Genomic DNA, 17627 nt, shown 5'->3' with positions numbered 1-17627 from the left:
GTACCTGATTTATGGTCAAAAGGATTCACTTTTCTCATTACTTCTAGCTTATGGAAGCTTGATTCTTTATCGAACAAAATTATTTTTTACAAAAAAATGAGTCTTATAAAGGCCAAATATTAATTATGCAGCAGCAAAAATGTTCACATATTCAGCTTGTATGCTAAGTATAATGGAACGCAGAAGGGTTTTCACAACCAAACAGAACGCTGGCCAGCATTCAATCAACCAGAGATGAACTCCTTCTACAATCCTCCAATCTGAAAGGAAGATGAATGAAATTGAAAAAGGTAGCCATCCTTCTCACCACTGTTATTATGCTTTTCATGACTTCTGCTATCGCGAGCGCCTCCGTTCCGCTTAATCACACGGATACGGTAACGGGCCAAGGCACACTAATCATCACGGGCAGTGCCTACTTCAGCGGCTCTCCTGCCGCGGGGGTCATCTTTGCTAATGTCTATCGTGTAACCGGCGGGACGGAAGTGCTGGTCGAAAGCAGCCGTTCGAATATTTTCTCGAATCCGAATGTCGTCAGCTACACGATTAACTTCAATACGAATTTCACGCAAGGCACCTATATTATCCGTTATTCACATAGCGGATCGCTTGCTGATTTAACGACATATGCACGTTTCATTTAATACTTAAATAAAGAGGAAACCGTCAGTCGTATGATCTGCATCCCTTTTCGGTGATGCAGTCATCGTTCTGACGGTTTCTTTGCGTTTTACGAGCGATTAAGCCCAATTCCCTTTCCGGAAGACAGGCTCGATGGTGCCGTCCGGCAGCTCTCCATCGATATCAAGGTCTGCGCAGCCGATCATGAAATCCACATGCGTCAGGCTGACGTTCGCCCCACGCTCCACCAGCTGTTCATTGGACAGCTTCGTGCCACCCTCCAGGTTGACCGGATAAGCGCTGCCCAGCGCAAAGTGGCAGGAAGCATTCTCATCGATGCCTGTATTGTAGAACACTCGGTTCATATTCGAAATCGGAGAATCATGTGGCACTAAGGCAATTTCTCCAAGGTAAGCTGCGCCTTCATCCGTCTCCAGCAGTGAAGTCAGATGCTCTTTACCCGACTCAGCATCATACGCCACGACCTTGCCATCCTTGAACGTGAAAGTAATCCCATCCACCAGACGGCCATTCAAATTAAGCGGCAGCGTGCTCTTCACCGTTCCGTTCACGCCCATGCGATGTGGCATGGTATATACTTCTTCGGTCGGCATATTGGCGACGAAATAGACGCCTTTCTCGTTCTCCCCGCCGCCGCCGCGCCAAATATGGCCTTCCGGCAGCTCTACACGGATATCTGTACCAGGTGCACGGTAATGGAGGCTCTTGTACCTTTTCGCATTCAAACGGTTCTGGCTCTTCTTCAATTGCGCAATATGATCACGCCAAGCGGAGATAGGATCTGGCGTATTGACACGAGCCATGCGAAATACGGCTTCCCACATCGCATCCATACGCTGATCCTCTGGCAGATCGGCGAATACTTTGTTCGCCCATGCCCGGGTAGGCGCTTTGATCAGCGACCAGCTGATCTTGCTGTTGCGCGTATACGTCGAGTACTCCTTGCGCGCAACGGCAGCCGCCTTGACCGCTCTCGATACTTTGGAGGAATCGATGCCTTGGAACAGCTCCGGATTTGGCACTTTAATATGAAGAATGGCTCCGCCCTCTTCGGCAAAATGCACCATGCTGTCCGCCTGCCACTGCGGGTAGTAGTCGAAGGAGTCATCCGATGCGTGCTCATACCGCGCGCGGGTAACGGCATCATCGTCCCATTCTACGATGACGTATTTGGCTCCCGCCTCATACGCCTTGGCGACGATCAATCGCGTAAGCTCAGCCGTCTCAATCGGGGCATGCACGATCAGCACCTGTCCGGTCTGAATGTTCACGCCAACCCTGACGACCAGCTCAGCATATTTATTTAATTGTTGTTCGAATGTATCCATTGTTATTCCCCTTCCATCTGTTCCCTTGCTCTACGGTGTCTTTGCTTAACATTCTCAAAAAAAAAGCTGTATAACTAGCATACCAAATGCCCACTGTGATTGCATCTGTGCAGGAAATGGACGGGTTTGACAACGGCTGGAAGGGTGCTCTAGCATGAGGGTATAACTTGTTCGCTTATCTGGAGAAGGAGTGAAGAGAAATGGACACCAAAAACATCTCGTGGAATCAAGGGACATGGACGGTCAAACCCGTATCCGTCAGCGTCGAAGCAGGCTGCCTGATAGCTGTAGCCGAAAAAGGGAGCGACTATTGGGAGAAAACGCTGTATGAGTTCCAGCACCGCAACGGCCATGCACTGCTTGCTCCCTGGGAGGACAGCCATGCGATTGAAGTAACTTTTCGGCTCGATTCGTTCACCGAGCTGTATGATCAGGCTGGTCTGATGCTGTGGCATGACCAGGAGCAATGGATTAAAGCTGGTGTCGAGCTGAACGATGGCGTCCCACACCTGGCCGTCGTCGTCACGGACAGCTATTCGGACTGGTCGCTGGCTCCTGTACCGGAGTGGGCAGGACAAGAAGTGACCCTTCGCGCTTCCCGTATGAAGGATGCCGTTATTCTGCGGGCCCGCTCCGGCTCCGAGGGCTGGCGAACGGTCCGCGTAGCCCGTTTCCCTTACCCTGCAGGCAAGCAAGCCGGACCTTTCTTCTGCGCCCCTACCCGCTCGGGACTGGAGGTCGCCTTCACCCGCTGGGTCATGACTGCACCTGATGCGGAACTGCATACGGATCCTCCAATATTGAAATAAAAAGCTAGGAACCCTGGTATTCATAGGAGTCAGGGGTGAATCCGTCCAGACAGAAAGTAAATCTATATATAACTGCGATCTTCAGCACATGATGAATCAAGCAGGTTTTTTGGTACCTCTAAGCTTGCAACTGCCTCGCGGCTCGGATTGATCGCTCTAAGCCTGTTTCTAGGCTTGCAACTGCCTCGCAGCTCGGATCAATCGCTCTAAGCCGTATTTCTAGGCTCGCAACTGCCTCGCAGCTCGGATTGATCGCTCTAAGCCGTGTTTCTAGGCTTGCAACTGCCTCGCGGTTCGGGTCGATCGCTCTAAGCCGTGTTTCTAGGCTTGCAACTGCCTCGCGGCTCGGATTGATCGCTCTAAGCCGTATTTCTAGGCTTGCAGTTACTCATCAACGGAGGAACTGCCACATCTCGCTAGCTGAAGGAGTTTGGGACCTAACCCAGACGAATAACACGGTTATGTATCATAAGCCCACTCACTGGATACTTCACAGCAGAGTGCTTACAATAGGAATGAAAGGTGGCTAACAACATGACCTCTTCCCGTATAAACAAGCTTCAATCCTATATGGATACAAACAATCTTGACGCTATATTGATCACTTCGCCGAGGCATGTCTATTATTTGACCGGCTTCGCTACGAATCCTCACGAGAGATTCCTCGGGCTGCTCCTGCTTAAAGGAGAGGAACCAAAGCTGCTCGTGCCGGCGCTCGATTACGAAGCCGCCCACGCGGCCTCCTCCGTAACGAAAATCCATACGCATAGCGATACCGACAATGCATATGAAATTCTAGGTAAGCTTATGCCTTCCGGTATCCGCCATCTAGGCGTGGAGAAAGAAGATCTAAGCGTCCTTCGCTTCGAGGCGATCAGCGAAGCCGTCGGCGTGACGAGCTTTAGCGATATCGGATTACCGCTTAGAGAGATGAGGGCCATTAAGACGCCGGATGAAGTGGCGCGCATGAAGCATGCTATTCGAATCGTCGAAGATGTGCTGAGCGCAGGCGTTGCCAAAGTAAAACCGGGCGTTACCGAGATTGAGCTGGTAGCAGAGTTGGAATTCCAAATGAAGAAGCTCGGAGCGCAGGGCCCTTCGTTCGATACGATGGTTTTGGCCGGTATTAAGTCGGCATTGCCGCACGGTACCCCAGATAACACGAAAGTAGCCGAAGGGGAGCTTCTCTTGTTCGATCTTGGGGTATATGCAGACGGCTATGCCTCGGACATTACCCGGACATTCGCTGTCGGCGAAATATCGGATGAGTTGAAGAACATATACGGCGCCGTGCTGAATGCCAATCGCCTGGCGATTGAAGCCACACGCTCGGGTGTCACTTTCGGCAGTCTGGACCGCTTGGCTCGCGAATCGATCGAAGCGTCGGGCTATGGCCCTTACTTCAATCATCGGCTCGGGCATGGCCTTGGGATGGATATTCACGAATACCCGTCCATCCATGGCCGGAACGAAGATCTCCTGCGCGCAGGCATGGTCTTCACCATCGAGCCGGGCATCTATGTGCCGGCAGTAGGTGGCGTCAGAATCGAAGACGATGTGCTTGTAACGCCGGAGGGCGTGGAGGTGCTGACATCCTATCCGAAGCAGCTTACGCTTATTGGATCATAGGCATTTGAGTCATGAGAGATCCCCGTAAGGTCCATATCGTTGACCTTATGGGGCGGCTCTTGTTTGATCTGGAAAAAGCACATTGGCCAAATGCTGGCTCGGCTTGTATCGGCCTGATGCAGGGTCTTTCAAAATCGACGGCATTTCTCTTAATACAATGAAGGTAGCAAGCGTTCAAGAACAAGTAAGTGCTATGTTCCAGGATTTCATACAATATCCGTGTCGCGTATAAATCCACAATCTTGCCATAGTGATGATCAGGCTGTTTGGGGAGGTGGCCTAATCCAACTTTATAAATACAAATTCCATGAATTGGCCTCTACTATTCAAGCTCATTGCGTCTCCATAACCGAATCGTAAGAGACATGCCAAAAGACACCCCGCATGGTGTCTTTTTCCTAGTTTGGTGGAGGCGAGCCGTGGCTTGGTAAAGTCACAATTTGCCGCAATATGCTGATCCGGACGTTTTCTAATAGCATCTCATGTGCTGTCTCTTAACGACTCACCTATTCACAGAAGCTTTACCATACCCTTCTAGCCGTGCAACCCTCCCGTTAAACGAGGACTATGACGATAGGGTCCTACCGGGACCTGGATAAGGCTGGTTAACCCTTGCGAAGTCATCTTGTAGATCTCATCACATAATCGGGCATCAAATCCGAGGAGCGGATGCCCCCCTAACCCGATAGCTGATGCTGCTAACAGCAAACGCTGTACAAGCATCCCCGCTTCCATCTGTTGGATGCGGTATCCCCTATACCCCATCGTTCTTGTAAGATGATCCTTGTTCCCTGCTATATGAAAGCAAAGCGGTACTTGGAACAGGTTCACATTATCGGAAGGCATTCCTTGCTGCAATTGGAGCCGATGATCCCCCTGACGTATCAATTGTAACGCATGAGCAGCGCTGTCATAATGGTATGCACCTTCTGGAATACCGTCAACGTTATACAGACATACGTACAGTGAGACGCGAGATACGGAGTTCTCACGGTCTCTTTCCAAATCATTCCAATACCTGAAGGAAGCCGTGGCCTCCTGCAACAGTAAGGCCAGCTGCTCTTGGCTTACCTTGCTCATTATAAAATCACTGTCCGGCGAATAGCGCTTTCGGCTCACTGACGCCAGATCATATAACAGCTGCTTCATGCGGGGCAGAGCTATCACTGAATCCTCACAGTGAACATTCTTCTCTTCCCTCATGCGCGGTATCGACGGAAGTGATTCGAATAGGGATGCCTCGTTCATTCTGATTAGCATCGGAAATTCCTTGACCCTCCGGGACCGGACGTAATGGTCGTGCTGAACCGTTGGCAACTCCCGGCTTAATTCGGTAGCGGAGACGGCCTCCTCTCCCTCATTCCAATTGGCAGACCAAGAAATTCCGGGCTCCACCGACAGCGGAATTACCGCATACACGCTTTCCTCTTGCTCGGATACCCCGAGAAGATGATTCACGGCTCGATCAAGAAACTGGAAATGCACCCCCGATGAAAAGCCAAACCGTTTGCCCACTTCCAAGAGCTGCCCGATTAGCGTACCCGCATCAAGTCCTTGCAGGCGGTAAGAAAAGTTATGGTATTTAAAAAAGTTTTTCCAAAACATGCTCGATACAAATACAGCGCCAAAGCAAGCCGACACGTCATAGCGATTACCAAGAGCCCTTGCCAAATAGGAATCGAAATCGCCTTCTCGCAGCAACACCAAACGATGATGCGCCACATCATAATGATATACCCCCGCAGGCAAATCCTCTATTTTTAGATACACGTATAATTCATTCGGATATAACGCTCCACCGGAGGGAGCAAACCGCCGATAGAGCTGCAGCACGCCCATGGATTGCATCATGGAATTCGAGGCAAGGACTGACTGAGACAATTGAGTGAGCCCGAAGACGTACCAGAGAAAATGGCCCATTCGACGAAGGTCGGGCTTCACCGACGCTTCACTGCCTTCGAGCGTCAGCGGAACTTCCGGAGATAACGGAATCACGGGCAAACGGCGATAGAGCTTATAGGCAAGCGGTCCGTCTTCCCAATCCACCACCAAATCCGGCGGTTTGGTCTTATCAATGTCATAATGCAGATTGTGCAGAAATGCTTCCAGACTCATCCGTGTCCCTCCTTATATGAACGAGGGTGGTCAACCACGCCACGATTTTACATCTATGGAAACGGATGCGGATAGGGATTGAGATCTTCTAGCTCTAGCGGCTCCTTCACGTACCCGAGTTCCGCAGGTACCCGGAGCACCCGCTTAAGCCCTGCTAAGCGGGTAAACTGGTGTCCGAACGTCATCGGCAGCATCCCAGGAATCAGCACTTTCACGCAATGCAGCCCATTTCGATTAATTTCTGGCGCGGTTACGTCTACCACGATCACATCGAGATGGAGTCGGCGCAGTGCATCAAGAATGTCCCTCAGGTCATCCGTTAAATCAGTATGCCTTGCCCCCCGCTCGAATTCCTCTTCAAACGTTCGCAACGGGCGATTGTCATCCAGCAGAAATTGCAGGCGCTCCTGCGCTTGCGGCAACCCGTAAAGCAGTGAATGATCCTCCATCTGCTGCACCAGGGATGAATCATGGAACATTCGAACATACGCCTCCCGGTTCGTATCCAATTTCTCGTTGAGCGACTGCATCATGCCGGCCAACTCGTGAACCGCACTTTTCACGGCCCGCACCGGATCCGGATGAGCTCCGGCCGCACAGATGAGATTCGCTCCTGTTTGCTTCCTATTTTTCGCTACTCCCCATACACTTGGAATCCCATTCTCCATCGTCGCGTTAAAGAAATGCACATCAAACCCTGCCACTGTCTGTAATCGATCGATCATCAATCGTAATTCTTGGTCATTAGCGGAGTTGAGGTCAAGGCGCGGGAGAGGCAGCTGCGCATACCAAGTCATCAGAAACGCATCTCGCTCCACCACTTCCAATATGCCGTAAAAAATAGCCTCCTCCAAACTTCCGCCTAACGCGCACCCGTTGGACGTTTCAAACACAAAGTTGTGCCTACAGCTCATGCTGTAATAGGCGAGCTGCTCCGGAACCAGAATGGGACGCTCTTGCAAAAACGAATAACCCCATACCCAATTGATCGATTGGTCAGGATTAAACGCTGTGAGCGGAACCCCCCGCTGGGCATATTGTTCCTCCGTATGCACCCCTACTTTAACAGGGTCAAGCGCTTGGTCTTTCAGGCTGCGGAAGCTGCCTTGGACTACCGTCCGTTTGCCTCGGGGTACCAGCCCGCAGTACCGCTCGAGCCCCTCCAATATAGCGGTCAATTCACTCGCCGCATAGGAATGGGATCGGCCTGCCGTTCCCACATCCTCTCCGAATAACGGCAGATTCACACTCACATCGGCAAATAATGACTTAGGGTTAACCATCCTCCAATTCAAAAAGCCGGTCCGGTAATCCAGATAGTCTTTGGTCAATACTTTGCTCAGCTCATCTATGGAGCGGCAGCGGTAACTATCTGCGCTAATCTTAGGGCTTGGCTGCAGCGAAATATGGGCAGCAGTCGATGAATCATCAGGTAATCGACTACAAACCGGACACAACGGGTCAGGGAGAATGAGGTGAAGGGTGCTCTCCAGCGTTTTCAAGTTGATCAAAAACACTTTCCCTGCCGATTGAACCGATTTGCCCTGTAACACCCTTCGTGTCTCTTCTACCAGCAAGTGAGCGACCTGGAGTAGCCCTGTACGTGACGCCCATGCATCACGCGGCATTCCCCCATGCGTGACCAGCCTCTGCTGCAGCTCCCGCATCTCTTTGCGTTCACGTCCCGCCATGAGGCGCCGCGTGTCTGCACACTGGGAGCAGCCTTGTGTACCCGGACTAACCAACGGTCCGATCACGCCTTCACCAAATGAAACGAAGCCGCGCAACCAAGGGATGCCGGCCGGCTGCAGCGCCTCTTCTGCCTTCTGATGAATGATAGGATGCCAAGCATCGTCCAACACCAGAACCAAATCCACCGTTTCAGGTACTCCTGCCTCGAAATCGATCTGACGAACGACCTCAAATTGGCCTGACAGTTCCCCATACACGCAGTCTGCCAACACCCCTTCTCCAACAATCACTACGATAGCGCTCACCGGGAACCCTCCTCACGCAGCACCACACCAAACACCCCTGCTATTTCCTCCTTCAAAAACGGTTCTACTGCCAGATCGAGGACCAAGCTCCTCTTCCTGTTCCGATTCAAAACCTGCAAGGCGGACTGTAGAACCTCTGGTTGTGACGTTGCTTCACATGCAGGGATCTCGAGCCTTATTGGCACCTGTTCTTCCAGATACACGGATGAAAACGCCAATGCTTGCGATTTGAGGCAATCCGGTTGGTTTTGTGCTGCTAGCAGAGCCTGTTGTAATGCCTTCCGCAAAGCCAATGTCACATTTAAGCCTGCATGGCCATACCAGCCATCCCTCGTACCGATCCACGCCACAGGAAATCCGAACATTTTCTCTCCCAAGGCGATCATCGGCTCTCCCTTCATGGTCGTCAATGCCTGCAAATAAAAAAGGCAGTGTTGATCTTCTACCGTACCTAACTGTACACGGGAGACAAAAGGCAACTGATGCGCCTGCCGCATGCGCAGGCCTTCGTCCAAGCACCTTTGCAGCCCTCGGCAAATACCTTCCGCAACCGTTTCTCCTGCTCCTATGCCAATAAACTCCTGGCGAGAAACGAGCAGACCAGCCATTCTCGACACATATGCTTCAATTCCAGCCAGCCCCGCTTCCCGCCGCGCCTCCTCATGCGTCAGATCGGTACAGATCATGTCCGGCAGCAGTCCGGCCGGCCCTTCCGATAGCGGATCGATTGCCTGAACGCGACACTGAGAGAGCGGCAGCTGCTTTAAATCCCCCTCCTCCCAAACATGAAAAATTCCTGATTCTGCCGATGTCAATCGGCTGAAGTAAGGAATCAATCCGTTCACCCTGTTGCTCGATCCCCGTTCAAGCTGTCGATCGAAATCATGAATCCATTCTGGTGTGCGAAGTCCGGTCACAAGCGGATGAGGTATGAACGAATGCCACTTTCCTTCCAAAGTCTCCAGATCCAACAGATAAAATCGATTATTCTGTTCCGAATCGTCCGCTCCCGTCAACTTTTTAAATAATTCAAACACGATCACATTCGCCAACATCGCCCCTGCTGTAAAAGAAAAGGTGTGCAATTGCGAGTCTTTAGAAATCGCAGACTGGTGTATGCGACGCCATGCCGACTCCCAGCATCCCTCAGCGTCCGGATGCACTAGCGGTCCCGCCATGCCGACTTGTTGCACGCATACAGCAGAGAGAAACATCTTTTTCTCCTCCCTGCAAGCGGCATGAAGAGCTTGAATTTGCTCGATATCGTCCTCTCGCGACACGAACAATATTGAATCAAACGGCCTTACAATCTCCCGCCAGCAACTCTCCTCCTCCTTCTCTAAGGTAACCTCAACAACAGCCACCTCGGAATCCGACTTACGGGCATGTACCGCCAATTTTGCCATCCGTTGCCGATCAGTAGAATCCGAGCCCGAGACCAGAACATAAAACTTGGGCAGCCCGGATTCAAGCAGCGCGGAAATCGACGAGATCAAAAATGGACCAGAACCGACCACCAATACCTTGGACTGACGATAGGATTGAAACCGATACGCACCCGAATCACCGAAATGATCCAAAAACTCAATTTGAGAAGCATACCTTTCAAGAACCTCTTTCGGCAATTGATGCGGTGCATCTTGGCTTACATCCCGAACATAACCGTTGCGATACAAAACTTCCGCAATGCCATATACCTGGTTCCGGTGTTCGTCCGGTAATCTGTCTGTCAAATCCCCCAATCTATGCTCCCCATTGAATATTGGTATCAGCTTTTCAATCCACTGATCGATCGCCTCACCTTCCATGCGGAATGAGCTTACATTGTTTCGAAAATACACACCGCCAGAATCAGCGAGAAAAAATGTATCCCTTTTTACCTTTAGACGCATGGAAGGGTTCAAATTTGTCATTCTATTCCTCCTCCGTTAGCTGTTTTCGATCTGCCCCAACACTTCACAAATAATCTTATGTACAGCTATTTGTCCCTCATGTCTGTAACGTTGTAACTTTTGCCCCTTCTTCGCTATAACGAAAAGCACCCCTATAGTATCATCGATTAAACACTAGGGTGTTTTTCCAATGTCTACTATAAAGGGTGCACCTCATGAGTTCTAACATCTATATTTAGGGGTCTTTCTTTCCTCATTAAGTAGGCACAAACATAGTCTTATCGTCAAAAAGCGCCTTATCGTCCTCCGCCGTGACAGTTATGACAGTTGTGGCAGTTGTGGCAGTTTTGACAGTTGTGGCAGTTTTGGCAGTTATGACAGTTGTGGCAGTTATGACAATTGAAGCAATTAAAACAACTGAAGAAGCAATTAAAACAACTAAAGAAGCATAGACGAGCTGATTGCTCATTTTGCGTGTTCCAAGGAGACACCTCACTCGCCTTAATTGGGGAAACATTCAGATTCGATAAATCATTTTGGAATTCATTCATACTCTTACCTCCATTTGTAATAAATCGTTTTGCTGGCTGCCCAATAAGAACCGCCAATTTCTAATACCCATGACAACATATGATTTGATCTCCGCTCTTGTTACTGATTAAAATGCCTATATTTTGTTTTTTTCTCAAATCCAGGTTAGTGCATACAAAAAGGAACCTGCCACCTTTACAGTGGCAAAGCGAGCTGAACAGCACCAAATAAAAACGAGGCAGCGCAAATTATAATTTGCACTGCCTCGCTTGTTTATCTTCCGATTCTCAAATTCCGCTGCCACTCGCTTCTTCCCTCGGTTCACCGTCACATATCCATATTCGAATTAACGTGCGATAAGTTTAAAGGGCAGTAGCTTAGATCATAATGGAGTCATAAAAGACTACAGAATTGTAGGCATAATCAGGTGATGTCAATGTGGAACAAGGTGGTTTTCTACCTTCCGGAATGGACCGTTTTTATGCAGGGCTTCATCGCTTTTTTTATTCCGTATATGCTCTCAAGATTTTTCAAGTGGCTTTACACATCAAAGGAAGAAAATGAAATGGCGGACATCGAAGATGAAACAAAACTTGAATCCTGAATCGTGTACTGGTGACTTTACCATAGATCTCGAACTTGTAAGGAACGAAATCGGTCATAACTCGGATGTGCACTTTAGAGAGTTTTACATAGGAGGCACAGATGTTTGTGCTGCTATTATTTTTGTAGAAGGGCTGTCGGATCGAGAGCTCATCGACAAGCACATTATCAAATCGTTAATGGCGCCTATAGCGAACGGAACGGTGTCAAACGAATTTATTACCAGTCGGGTCTTAACCATTGGCGAGTTGACAGAGGAACGCATCTTGAAAAATCTGGCCGCCAAGATATTGACCGGATCAACCGCATTGCTGGTTGGTGGCCTTCCGAATGCGCTCATTCTCGGCACAACCAAAGAGAAATCTCGTCCAATTGAAGAACCGGTATCGGAAGCTTTGGTCAGAGGTCCACGGCTTGGCTTCACGGAAACGTTATGCGATAACACTGCCCTATTGCGACAGCACGGTGAAAATGCCAACTTGTCCTTCATCAAATTCCAAGTAGGGCAACGCACCAAAAAAGAACTGGTCATCGCCTATATCAAAGATATTGCCGATCCTGATTTGGTCGAAGAAGTGAAGAAAAGAATCAAAGAAATAAATGTGGATGATGTGCCGGAATCAGGCTATGTCGAGCAGCTGATTGAAGATAACTATTTGAGTCCATTCACACAAGTACAGAATACGGAGCGCCCCGACCGTGTGTTCAATGCCTTGATGGAGGGGCGAGTGGCGATTCTATTAGACGGGACGCCTTTCGCTTTAATTGTTCCAGTTACCTTTAGTATGATGCTGCATTCACCGGAGGATTACTATGAACGCTGGCTGCCCAGTTTTCTCTTCCGCCTATTGCGTTATCTGGCGGCGGCTATTTCGCTATTTGGGCCCTCCTTGTATATTTCTTTTGTCTCCTTTCACCAAGGCATGATCCCAACCAAGCTAGCCTTATCCATTATGGGCACGAGGGATGGCGTTCCTTTTCCTGCCATCATAGAAGCGCTGATTATGGAAATCACCATCGAAATATTGCGGGAGGCCGGACTGCGCTTACCCAAGCCAATTGGTCCCACGATCGGCATTGTGGGCGGACTTGTCATCGGGGAAGCGGCTGTGCAGGCAGGCATCGTCAGTCCCATTATGGTTATTGTAGTAGCGTTAACCGCTATTTCATCCTTTGCCATCCCTCAATATAGCGCAGGGATATCGTTACGCTTGCTCCGCTTCCCTGCTATGTTTTTTGCGGCTGTATTTGGACTATACGGGGTTGTTCTGTTTGCCCTGTTCCTTTGCAGTCATTTGGTGAAGCTGAAGAGCTTTGGCGTACCTTATGTCAGTCCGATCATGCCCGATCGCTTAAGTAATTGGTCAGCCTATGTCATTCGTATGCCGCTTATGAAGCTGAAGCGCAAAGCGACGAATCGAATACCTGCGAAAAACGCCTCACGCAAAAAATAGCTCATTACGAAGGGAAATGGACTAGCTATGAGCGGTCATTCAAAGGATCAAATTACAAATTCGCAAGCAGTCGTCATACTCGTCAACTATATTCTGGCAGCAGGCATCCTCACTTTGCCCCGTACCTCTGTCGAGAAGGTAAAAACACCAGATGTATGGATTAGCGTGATTATCGGCGGTCTAATCACCATGATCGCAGGGGTCATTATCGTGAAACTAAACCAACGGTATCCCGAAAAAACCTTTTATCAATATAGCGGAGAAATTGTGGGGAAGTGGGTAGGCGGGCTGCTCAGCATCCTAATTATCGCTTATTTCTTCACCATATCTGCCTATGAAGTCAGAACCATGGCCGAAGTAACCGGCTTTTTTCTGCTGGAAGGCACCCCCACCTGGGCGATCATCATGCCCTTTATGTGGATAGGTCTGTATCTCATCATAGGCGGAATAACTCCGCTCGCCCGACTGTTCGAAATGATCTTCCCTGTGACGATTATCATCTTTTTACTCGTTGCCTTTTTGAGCCTCGGCATATTTGAGTTCAACAACCTGCGCCCTGTGTTAGGACTCGGAATTGTACCTGTGTTAAAAGGGATAAAAACGACCTCTCTCGCCTTTCTGGGTGCGGAGATTATGCTGCTTCTTGTTGCATTTATGAAAAAGCCGGAGAAGGCTGTAAAAGTCGTTCTGATCGGGGTCACCATCCCCATGGTCTTCTACGTCATCACCGTCGTCATGGTCATAGGTGCCTTATCTGTCGATGGAGTGACTACGAGAACATGGCCAACACTTGAACTTATGCGAGGCTTTGAGATCCCCGGCTTGATCTTTGAAAGGTTCGAATCCTTTTTGCTTGTGATATGGATAATGCAAATCTTCACCACATTTACGATCACCTACTATGCCGCTGCTCTAGGACTGTCCCAGCTATTCAAGAAGGACATCCAGCCCTTTATATATGGATTATTACCGGTTATTTATGTGATTGCCATGATTCCCAAAAACATCAATGACCTATTTCACATGGGGGACATGGTCGGCAATGTCGCATTGCTTTTATTTGCTGTATTGCCTCTGACTCTGCTCTTCCTATCGAGACTGAGGGGTGGAAAAGCATGAATAATCAGCATCTGCGGTTACTATTGTGCTCACTGGCTATTCTGATCTTACTACCTATTGCAGGGTGCTGGAGCAGCAAAGAAATCGAGAATTTAGGGTTCATTGTAGGCACTGCATTGGATTTGGAAACAGCGGCCCCCGACCATAACCGAAATCTGCTTACCATAACGAATCAATTTCTAACCTCAGAGACCGTTGGCACAGGTACCAAAGAAGGCAAAACTCATCAAAAAGCATACAAAAACATATCGGAGACGGGAGATGCTGCCCTTCCCACCTTGCGCAATATGATCTTGAGAATCGACAAGCGTGCTTTTGCTGAGCACTCAAAAGTCCTTGTTATTGGAGAGAATCTTGCACGCACCTTGAATCTGCAGCAGACTCTGGATTTCTTTATCAGGGAACAAGAGATGAGACCAAGCGGACTGATCCTGATCGCCAGAGAACGCGCAAGCCTTACGCTGGAGACGAAGAACCCCATTGATATTCCAGCCTTTCAACTCCTCGAAATGACACAAGGCCATGACCGAACGACCAAAATATTGCCCCCTATGACTCTTACCAAAATACAAGGGAAGCTGAATTCAGGCGCCAGCTTTCTATTGCAAAGCGTGAGCTCGATTAAAGGGGAAACCAAATTTACAGGCGCTGCCGTTATTAAAGGAAAGACCAACAAACTGAGCGGTTTTTTGAATGAAGAGGAATTAGAGGGTTTAACGTGGATATCCGGAAAAGGAAAAGGCGGTTTGGTTAGGGGGTTTGATGAAGAAACAGGCCTGCCCCTTGTATACGAAATCCTGTCTATGAAAAGCGTCATTAAATCTAATGTTGACGGAGAGCGCATTTCATTCGATGTCCTAATCGAATCCGAAGGAAGGATTGCTGAGCATTGGGATGTCTCGGAGAAGGAATTTGAGAACGGGTACTTGAAAAGAGCTGAGCAGGCTTCTGAAAAAGAGGTCGAGCGTTTAATCAAAAATGTCTTGAACAAAATACAGCATAAGTACCAAGCAGACGTATCCGGATTCGGCAACCGTTTGCGAATCGAACATCCTCGTGTGTGGGAAAAAGTAAAGCGTGATTGGGATCAAACCTTTAGCGAGGTTCCCATCCATTGCGAGGTGAAATTAACGATCAAAGACTACGGAACATCTGATCATTGAGGTTTGATTTAGGTAGCATTAATTGACTGCTCTAGCATCCTATGGAATGATGTTGTCAGGGTGATGACATGGAAAAGTTGATACATATCAATGACTCAGAATTTAAGACAAGCATGAAGGGCGGCTACCGTAAAGGGGCAGGCCGAAAGCCCATCGGCATTACGCGCAAAATCTCATTGACCTTGCCGCAAGCCTGTTGGGATGAAATTGACCGTTACTGTCAAAGAGGCGATTACGCCATATCTGAAGTGATCCGGGCCATTATCGAGGACAACCTGAGCAATACCGATTTATTGTGAAGGGGGCTTTAGATCATGAATCAGGACTACGTACATGTAGACGGTGGGCGCATTTTCTATACGGTTGCTGGAAGCGGCGATCCGATAATATGGATACACGGGAATTTCAATGATCACAGCATCTGGGATGAGCAAATTGCTGCTCTTGCCTCACGCTATCTGTGTATTCGCTATGATCTGCGGGGATATGGCCTCTCCAGCACACCAACAGGAACCTTTTCCAATGTGGAGGATTTAAGGGCGCTTGTTGACCTGTTAGGGTTGAGCAAAGTCACTTTGGTCGGTTCTTCATCTGGCGGAAGCGTTGCTGTAGACTTCTCGCTTGCCTATCCGGAGTTGGTGAAGGCACTGATTCTTGTCGCGCCTTCGATACATGGCAACAGCTATCCTCCATCCTTGATGTGGCAAGGCATCAAAAACTTTATCCATGTGCGCCTAAAAGGGCGTGATCAAGCCATTGCGCAATTCGTGGCCAATCCATTCTGGCAATATTGCTTTCCTGCACACACCAAGAAAGATGCTCGGCATAAGGTTGTCCAAAATATGAGCAACAGCCGCAACTTCTGCCGTTTCTCGCCAAAGCTATCGCTCGCTGTGAAGCCTTATGCATTCGGTCGATTGCAAGAGATACATATCCCGACTCTGATTATCGCTCCCGAGCAGGATCATCCCTTCAACATTCGCACCGCGAATGCCGTTCATGCCAAAATCGCATATTCAACCAAAATTGTGATGCAAGGCTGCGGCCATCTTCCATTTGTCGAGGAGCCGGAGTCGTTCAATCAATATGTACTTCATTTTCTGTTTGGATAATTGGCCTAAGATATGACCGTTTTCTCATAAAAGAGAGCATCCATATGGATACTCTCTTGTCATTCTCTCTGAAGATCGCTTGCTTCATTTCCCTTGATCCATTACAAGCTTGGCCTCATCTTCTTTTGCCTCAAGGATCTCATTCTCCATATAATAGTCCTTCAATTCATCTTGGGCGCTCTGCTCGGTTAACGGCACCTTGTGGCGGTAAGCGGCCCGGCAGATCACATGGGCAGCCACTGGAGCTGTCAGAAATACAAAGAAGATTCCTAAGATGAGACGGATGCTGAAGAACTTGTCGGTAATTAAAAAATACAGCAATGTTCCAACGAGCGCGCACAACACGCCAAGCGTAGAACTTTTAGATGCAGCATGAGATCTGGTATACACATCAGGCAATCGCACATTCCCTATTGCACTGATCAAGCTGAAGATAGCGCCAATAAGGATGAGAATCGCCCCGATTACTTCACCGCTTCCGCTCAATCACAACACCTCTTTCAATAAATCTGGCAAAGGCGATCGTTCCAATAAATGACAAGATTCCGATCAATAAGATGAGATCAAAAAAGGCATGAGTGTGCAGCAGCACGGAGAACACGGCAATACTGGCGATCAGATTTATACCGACGGAATCCAGCGCTATAACCCGGTCCGCACTGGACGGCCCTTTTATAACCCGGTACAAATTGGCCAGAATGGCCAGCATTAATATACCTAATGCAGTAATCAACACCGTCTCAAATATCATTTTCTCGTCACATCCTTTATCGCCTTTTCAAAAACAGACTTTGATTTTAAGACCGATTCCTTCGATTCGGGCATGTTCAGACCGTGGATGTACAGCGCCTTGGAATCAGGGCTGACCTCCATGACGACCGAGCCTGGCGTTAGGCAAATTAATAAGGATAGGAGCGTGATTTCCAAATCCCCCTCCAAATCCGTTTCTACCTTGAAAATGCCTGGTTTGACATCAATTTTAGGACGGAGTACATGCTTCATGACCGCCACCGCAGACGTATTCAGCTCGTGGATAAAAAGAATGAACAGCTTGCCGATTGCAGCTAGCGTAAATAGATAAAACCGTTTATTAAAAAAGCGGCGGATACACAGCAGAATAATCAGACCGACTATATAGCCGCTGAAAAAATTTAAGATGGTCATTTCCTCTTGCAGAAACATCCACAAGTAAGCAATGAATATGTTGAGTAGCACCTGAACGGGCATGGCTGG

At 48.8% G+C, this 17627-nt stretch carries 17 protein-coding genes and 1 pseudogene; 11 read left to right on the top strand and 7 right to left on the bottom strand.

The window, feature by feature from the left end; genetic code table 11:
• The first annotated feature begins 275 nt into the window (after positions 1-275).
• The gene (locus AC0YNW_RS07200) at positions 276-644 is read left to right on the top strand and encodes a hypothetical protein (RefSeq protein ID WP_475831362.1); all 369 of its coding nucleotides are present in this window, start codon (positions 276-278) and stop codon (positions 642-644) included.
• 96 nt (positions 645-740) lie between these two features.
• Here AC0YNW_RS07200 and AC0YNW_RS07195 read toward each other — a convergent pair whose 3' ends face one another.
• The gene (locus AC0YNW_RS07195; protein ID WP_475831361.1) at positions 741-1970 is read right to left on the bottom strand and encodes an aminopeptidase; all 1230 of its coding nucleotides are present in this window, start codon (positions 1968-1970) and stop codon (positions 741-743) included.
• A gap of 200 nt (positions 1971-2170) precedes the next feature.
• On the opposite strand from AC0YNW_RS07195, the gene AC0YNW_RS07190 reads away from it, so the two are divergent.
• From AC0YNW_RS07190 to AC0YNW_RS07180, 3 genes and pseudogenes are all read left to right on the top strand, one after another.
• The gene (locus tag AC0YNW_RS07190; protein WP_475831360.1) at positions 2171-2779 is read left to right on the top strand and encodes a DUF1349 domain-containing protein; all 609 of its coding nucleotides are present in this window, start codon (positions 2171-2173) and stop codon (positions 2777-2779) included.
• A 534-nt stretch (positions 2780-3313) separates the two neighbouring features.
• Positions 3314-4408, top strand: coding sequence for a M24 family metallopeptidase (locus AC0YNW_RS07185; RefSeq protein ID WP_475831359.1), 1095 nt, complete (start codon positions 3314-3316; stop codon positions 4406-4408).
• A 79-nt stretch (positions 4409-4487) separates the two neighbouring features.
• A pseudogene (locus tag AC0YNW_RS07180) lies at positions 4488-4640 on the top strand (hypothetical protein); the annotation flags it as partial.
• A gap of 302 nt (positions 4641-4942) precedes the next feature.
• Here the strand turns inward: AC0YNW_RS07180 and AC0YNW_RS07175 are convergent.
• From AC0YNW_RS07175 to AC0YNW_RS07165, 3 genes are read right to left on the bottom strand one after another with little or no spacing between them, the layout of a single operon-like run.
• Positions 4943-6523 carry a SagB family peptide dehydrogenase gene (locus AC0YNW_RS07175; RefSeq protein WP_475831358.1) on the bottom strand — a complete coding sequence of 527 codons (1581 nt, stop codon included), beginning with the start codon at positions 6521-6523 and terminating at the stop codon, positions 4943-4945.
• 53 nt (positions 6524-6576) lie between these two features.
• On the bottom strand, positions 6577-8520 hold the full coding sequence (locus AC0YNW_RS07170) for a TOMM precursor leader peptide-binding protein (RefSeq protein WP_475831357.1): 1944 nt from the start codon (positions 8518-8520) through the stop codon (positions 6577-6579).
• Positions 8517-10433: a putative thiazole-containing bacteriocin maturation protein gene (locus AC0YNW_RS07165; protein ID WP_475831356.1), complete on the bottom strand. Its 1917-nt coding sequence runs from the start codon at positions 10431-10433 to the stop codon at positions 8517-8519. Before AC0YNW_RS07165 ends, AC0YNW_RS07170 begins: the two co-directional genes overlap by 4 nt.
• Before the next feature lie 299 nt (positions 10434-10732).
• On the opposite strand from AC0YNW_RS07165, the gene AC0YNW_RS07160 reads away from it, so the two are divergent.
• The 7 genes from AC0YNW_RS07160 (at position 10733) to AC0YNW_RS07130 (ending at position 16394) form a co-directional block, all read left to right on the top strand.
• Complete coding sequence (locus AC0YNW_RS07160) at positions 10733-10864, top strand: hypothetical protein (RefSeq protein ID WP_475831355.1); 132 nt, start codon at positions 10733-10735, stop codon at positions 10862-10864.
• Positions 10865-11379: 515 nt separating this feature from the next.
• Positions 11380-11547 (top strand): hypothetical protein, encoded by a 168-nt coding sequence (locus AC0YNW_RS07155; protein WP_475832221.1) that lies wholly within the window; start codon positions 11380-11382, stop codon positions 11545-11547.
• On the top strand, positions 11504-13000 hold the full coding sequence (locus AC0YNW_RS07150; RefSeq protein ID WP_475831354.1) for a spore germination protein: 1497 nt from the start codon (positions 11504-11506) through the stop codon (positions 12998-13000). Before AC0YNW_RS07155 ends, AC0YNW_RS07150 begins: the two co-directional genes overlap by 44 nt.
• Before the next feature lie 27 nt (positions 13001-13027).
• Positions 13028-14119 carry a spore germination protein gene (locus tag AC0YNW_RS07145; protein ID WP_475831353.1) on the top strand — a complete coding sequence of 364 codons (1092 nt, stop codon included), beginning with the start codon at positions 13028-13030 and terminating at the stop codon, positions 14117-14119.
• Positions 14116-15282, top strand: a complete 1167-nt coding sequence (locus AC0YNW_RS07140) for a Ger(x)C family spore germination protein (protein ID WP_475831352.1) — start codon at positions 14116-14118, stop codon at positions 15280-15282. Before AC0YNW_RS07145 ends, AC0YNW_RS07140 begins: the two co-directional genes overlap by 4 nt.
• A 68-nt stretch (positions 15283-15350) precedes the next feature.
• The gene (locus AC0YNW_RS07135) at positions 15351-15581 is read left to right on the top strand and encodes a ribbon-helix-helix domain-containing protein (RefSeq protein WP_475831351.1); all 231 of its coding nucleotides are present in this window, start codon (positions 15351-15353) and stop codon (positions 15579-15581) included.
• 15 nt (positions 15582-15596) lie between these two features.
• Positions 15597-16394, top strand: a complete 798-nt coding sequence (locus AC0YNW_RS07130) for an alpha/beta fold hydrolase (protein ID WP_475831350.1) — start codon at positions 15597-15599, stop codon at positions 16392-16394.
• Between the two features lie 84 nt (positions 16395-16478).
• On the opposite strand, the gene AC0YNW_RS07125 is transcribed toward AC0YNW_RS07130, so the two are convergent.
• Genes AC0YNW_RS07125 through AC0YNW_RS07115 form a run of 3 tightly spaced genes read right to left on the bottom strand, consistent with a single transcriptional unit; the run spans position 16479 to position 17621 of the window.
• Positions 16479-16880 (bottom strand): Na+/H+ antiporter subunit G, encoded by a 402-nt coding sequence (locus AC0YNW_RS07125; RefSeq protein WP_387477826.1) that lies wholly within the window; start codon positions 16878-16880, stop codon positions 16479-16481.
• Positions 16864-17145 (bottom strand): Na(+)/H(+) antiporter subunit F1, encoded by a 282-nt coding sequence (locus AC0YNW_RS07120; RefSeq protein WP_387477823.1) that lies wholly within the window; start codon positions 17143-17145, stop codon positions 16864-16866. Before AC0YNW_RS07120 ends, AC0YNW_RS07125 begins: the two co-directional genes overlap by 17 nt.
• A complete protein-coding gene (locus AC0YNW_RS07115) occupies positions 17142-17621 on the bottom strand; it encodes a Na+/H+ antiporter subunit E (RefSeq protein WP_475831349.1) in 480 nt (159 codons plus the stop codon). Before AC0YNW_RS07115 ends, AC0YNW_RS07120 begins: the two co-directional genes overlap by 4 nt.
• Positions 17622-17627: the final 6 nt, after the last annotated feature.

The sequence above is a fragment of the Paenibacillus sp. J31R120 genome (assembly GCF_056269225.1).
This window is presented reverse-complemented; position numbering and strand designations above follow the sequence as displayed.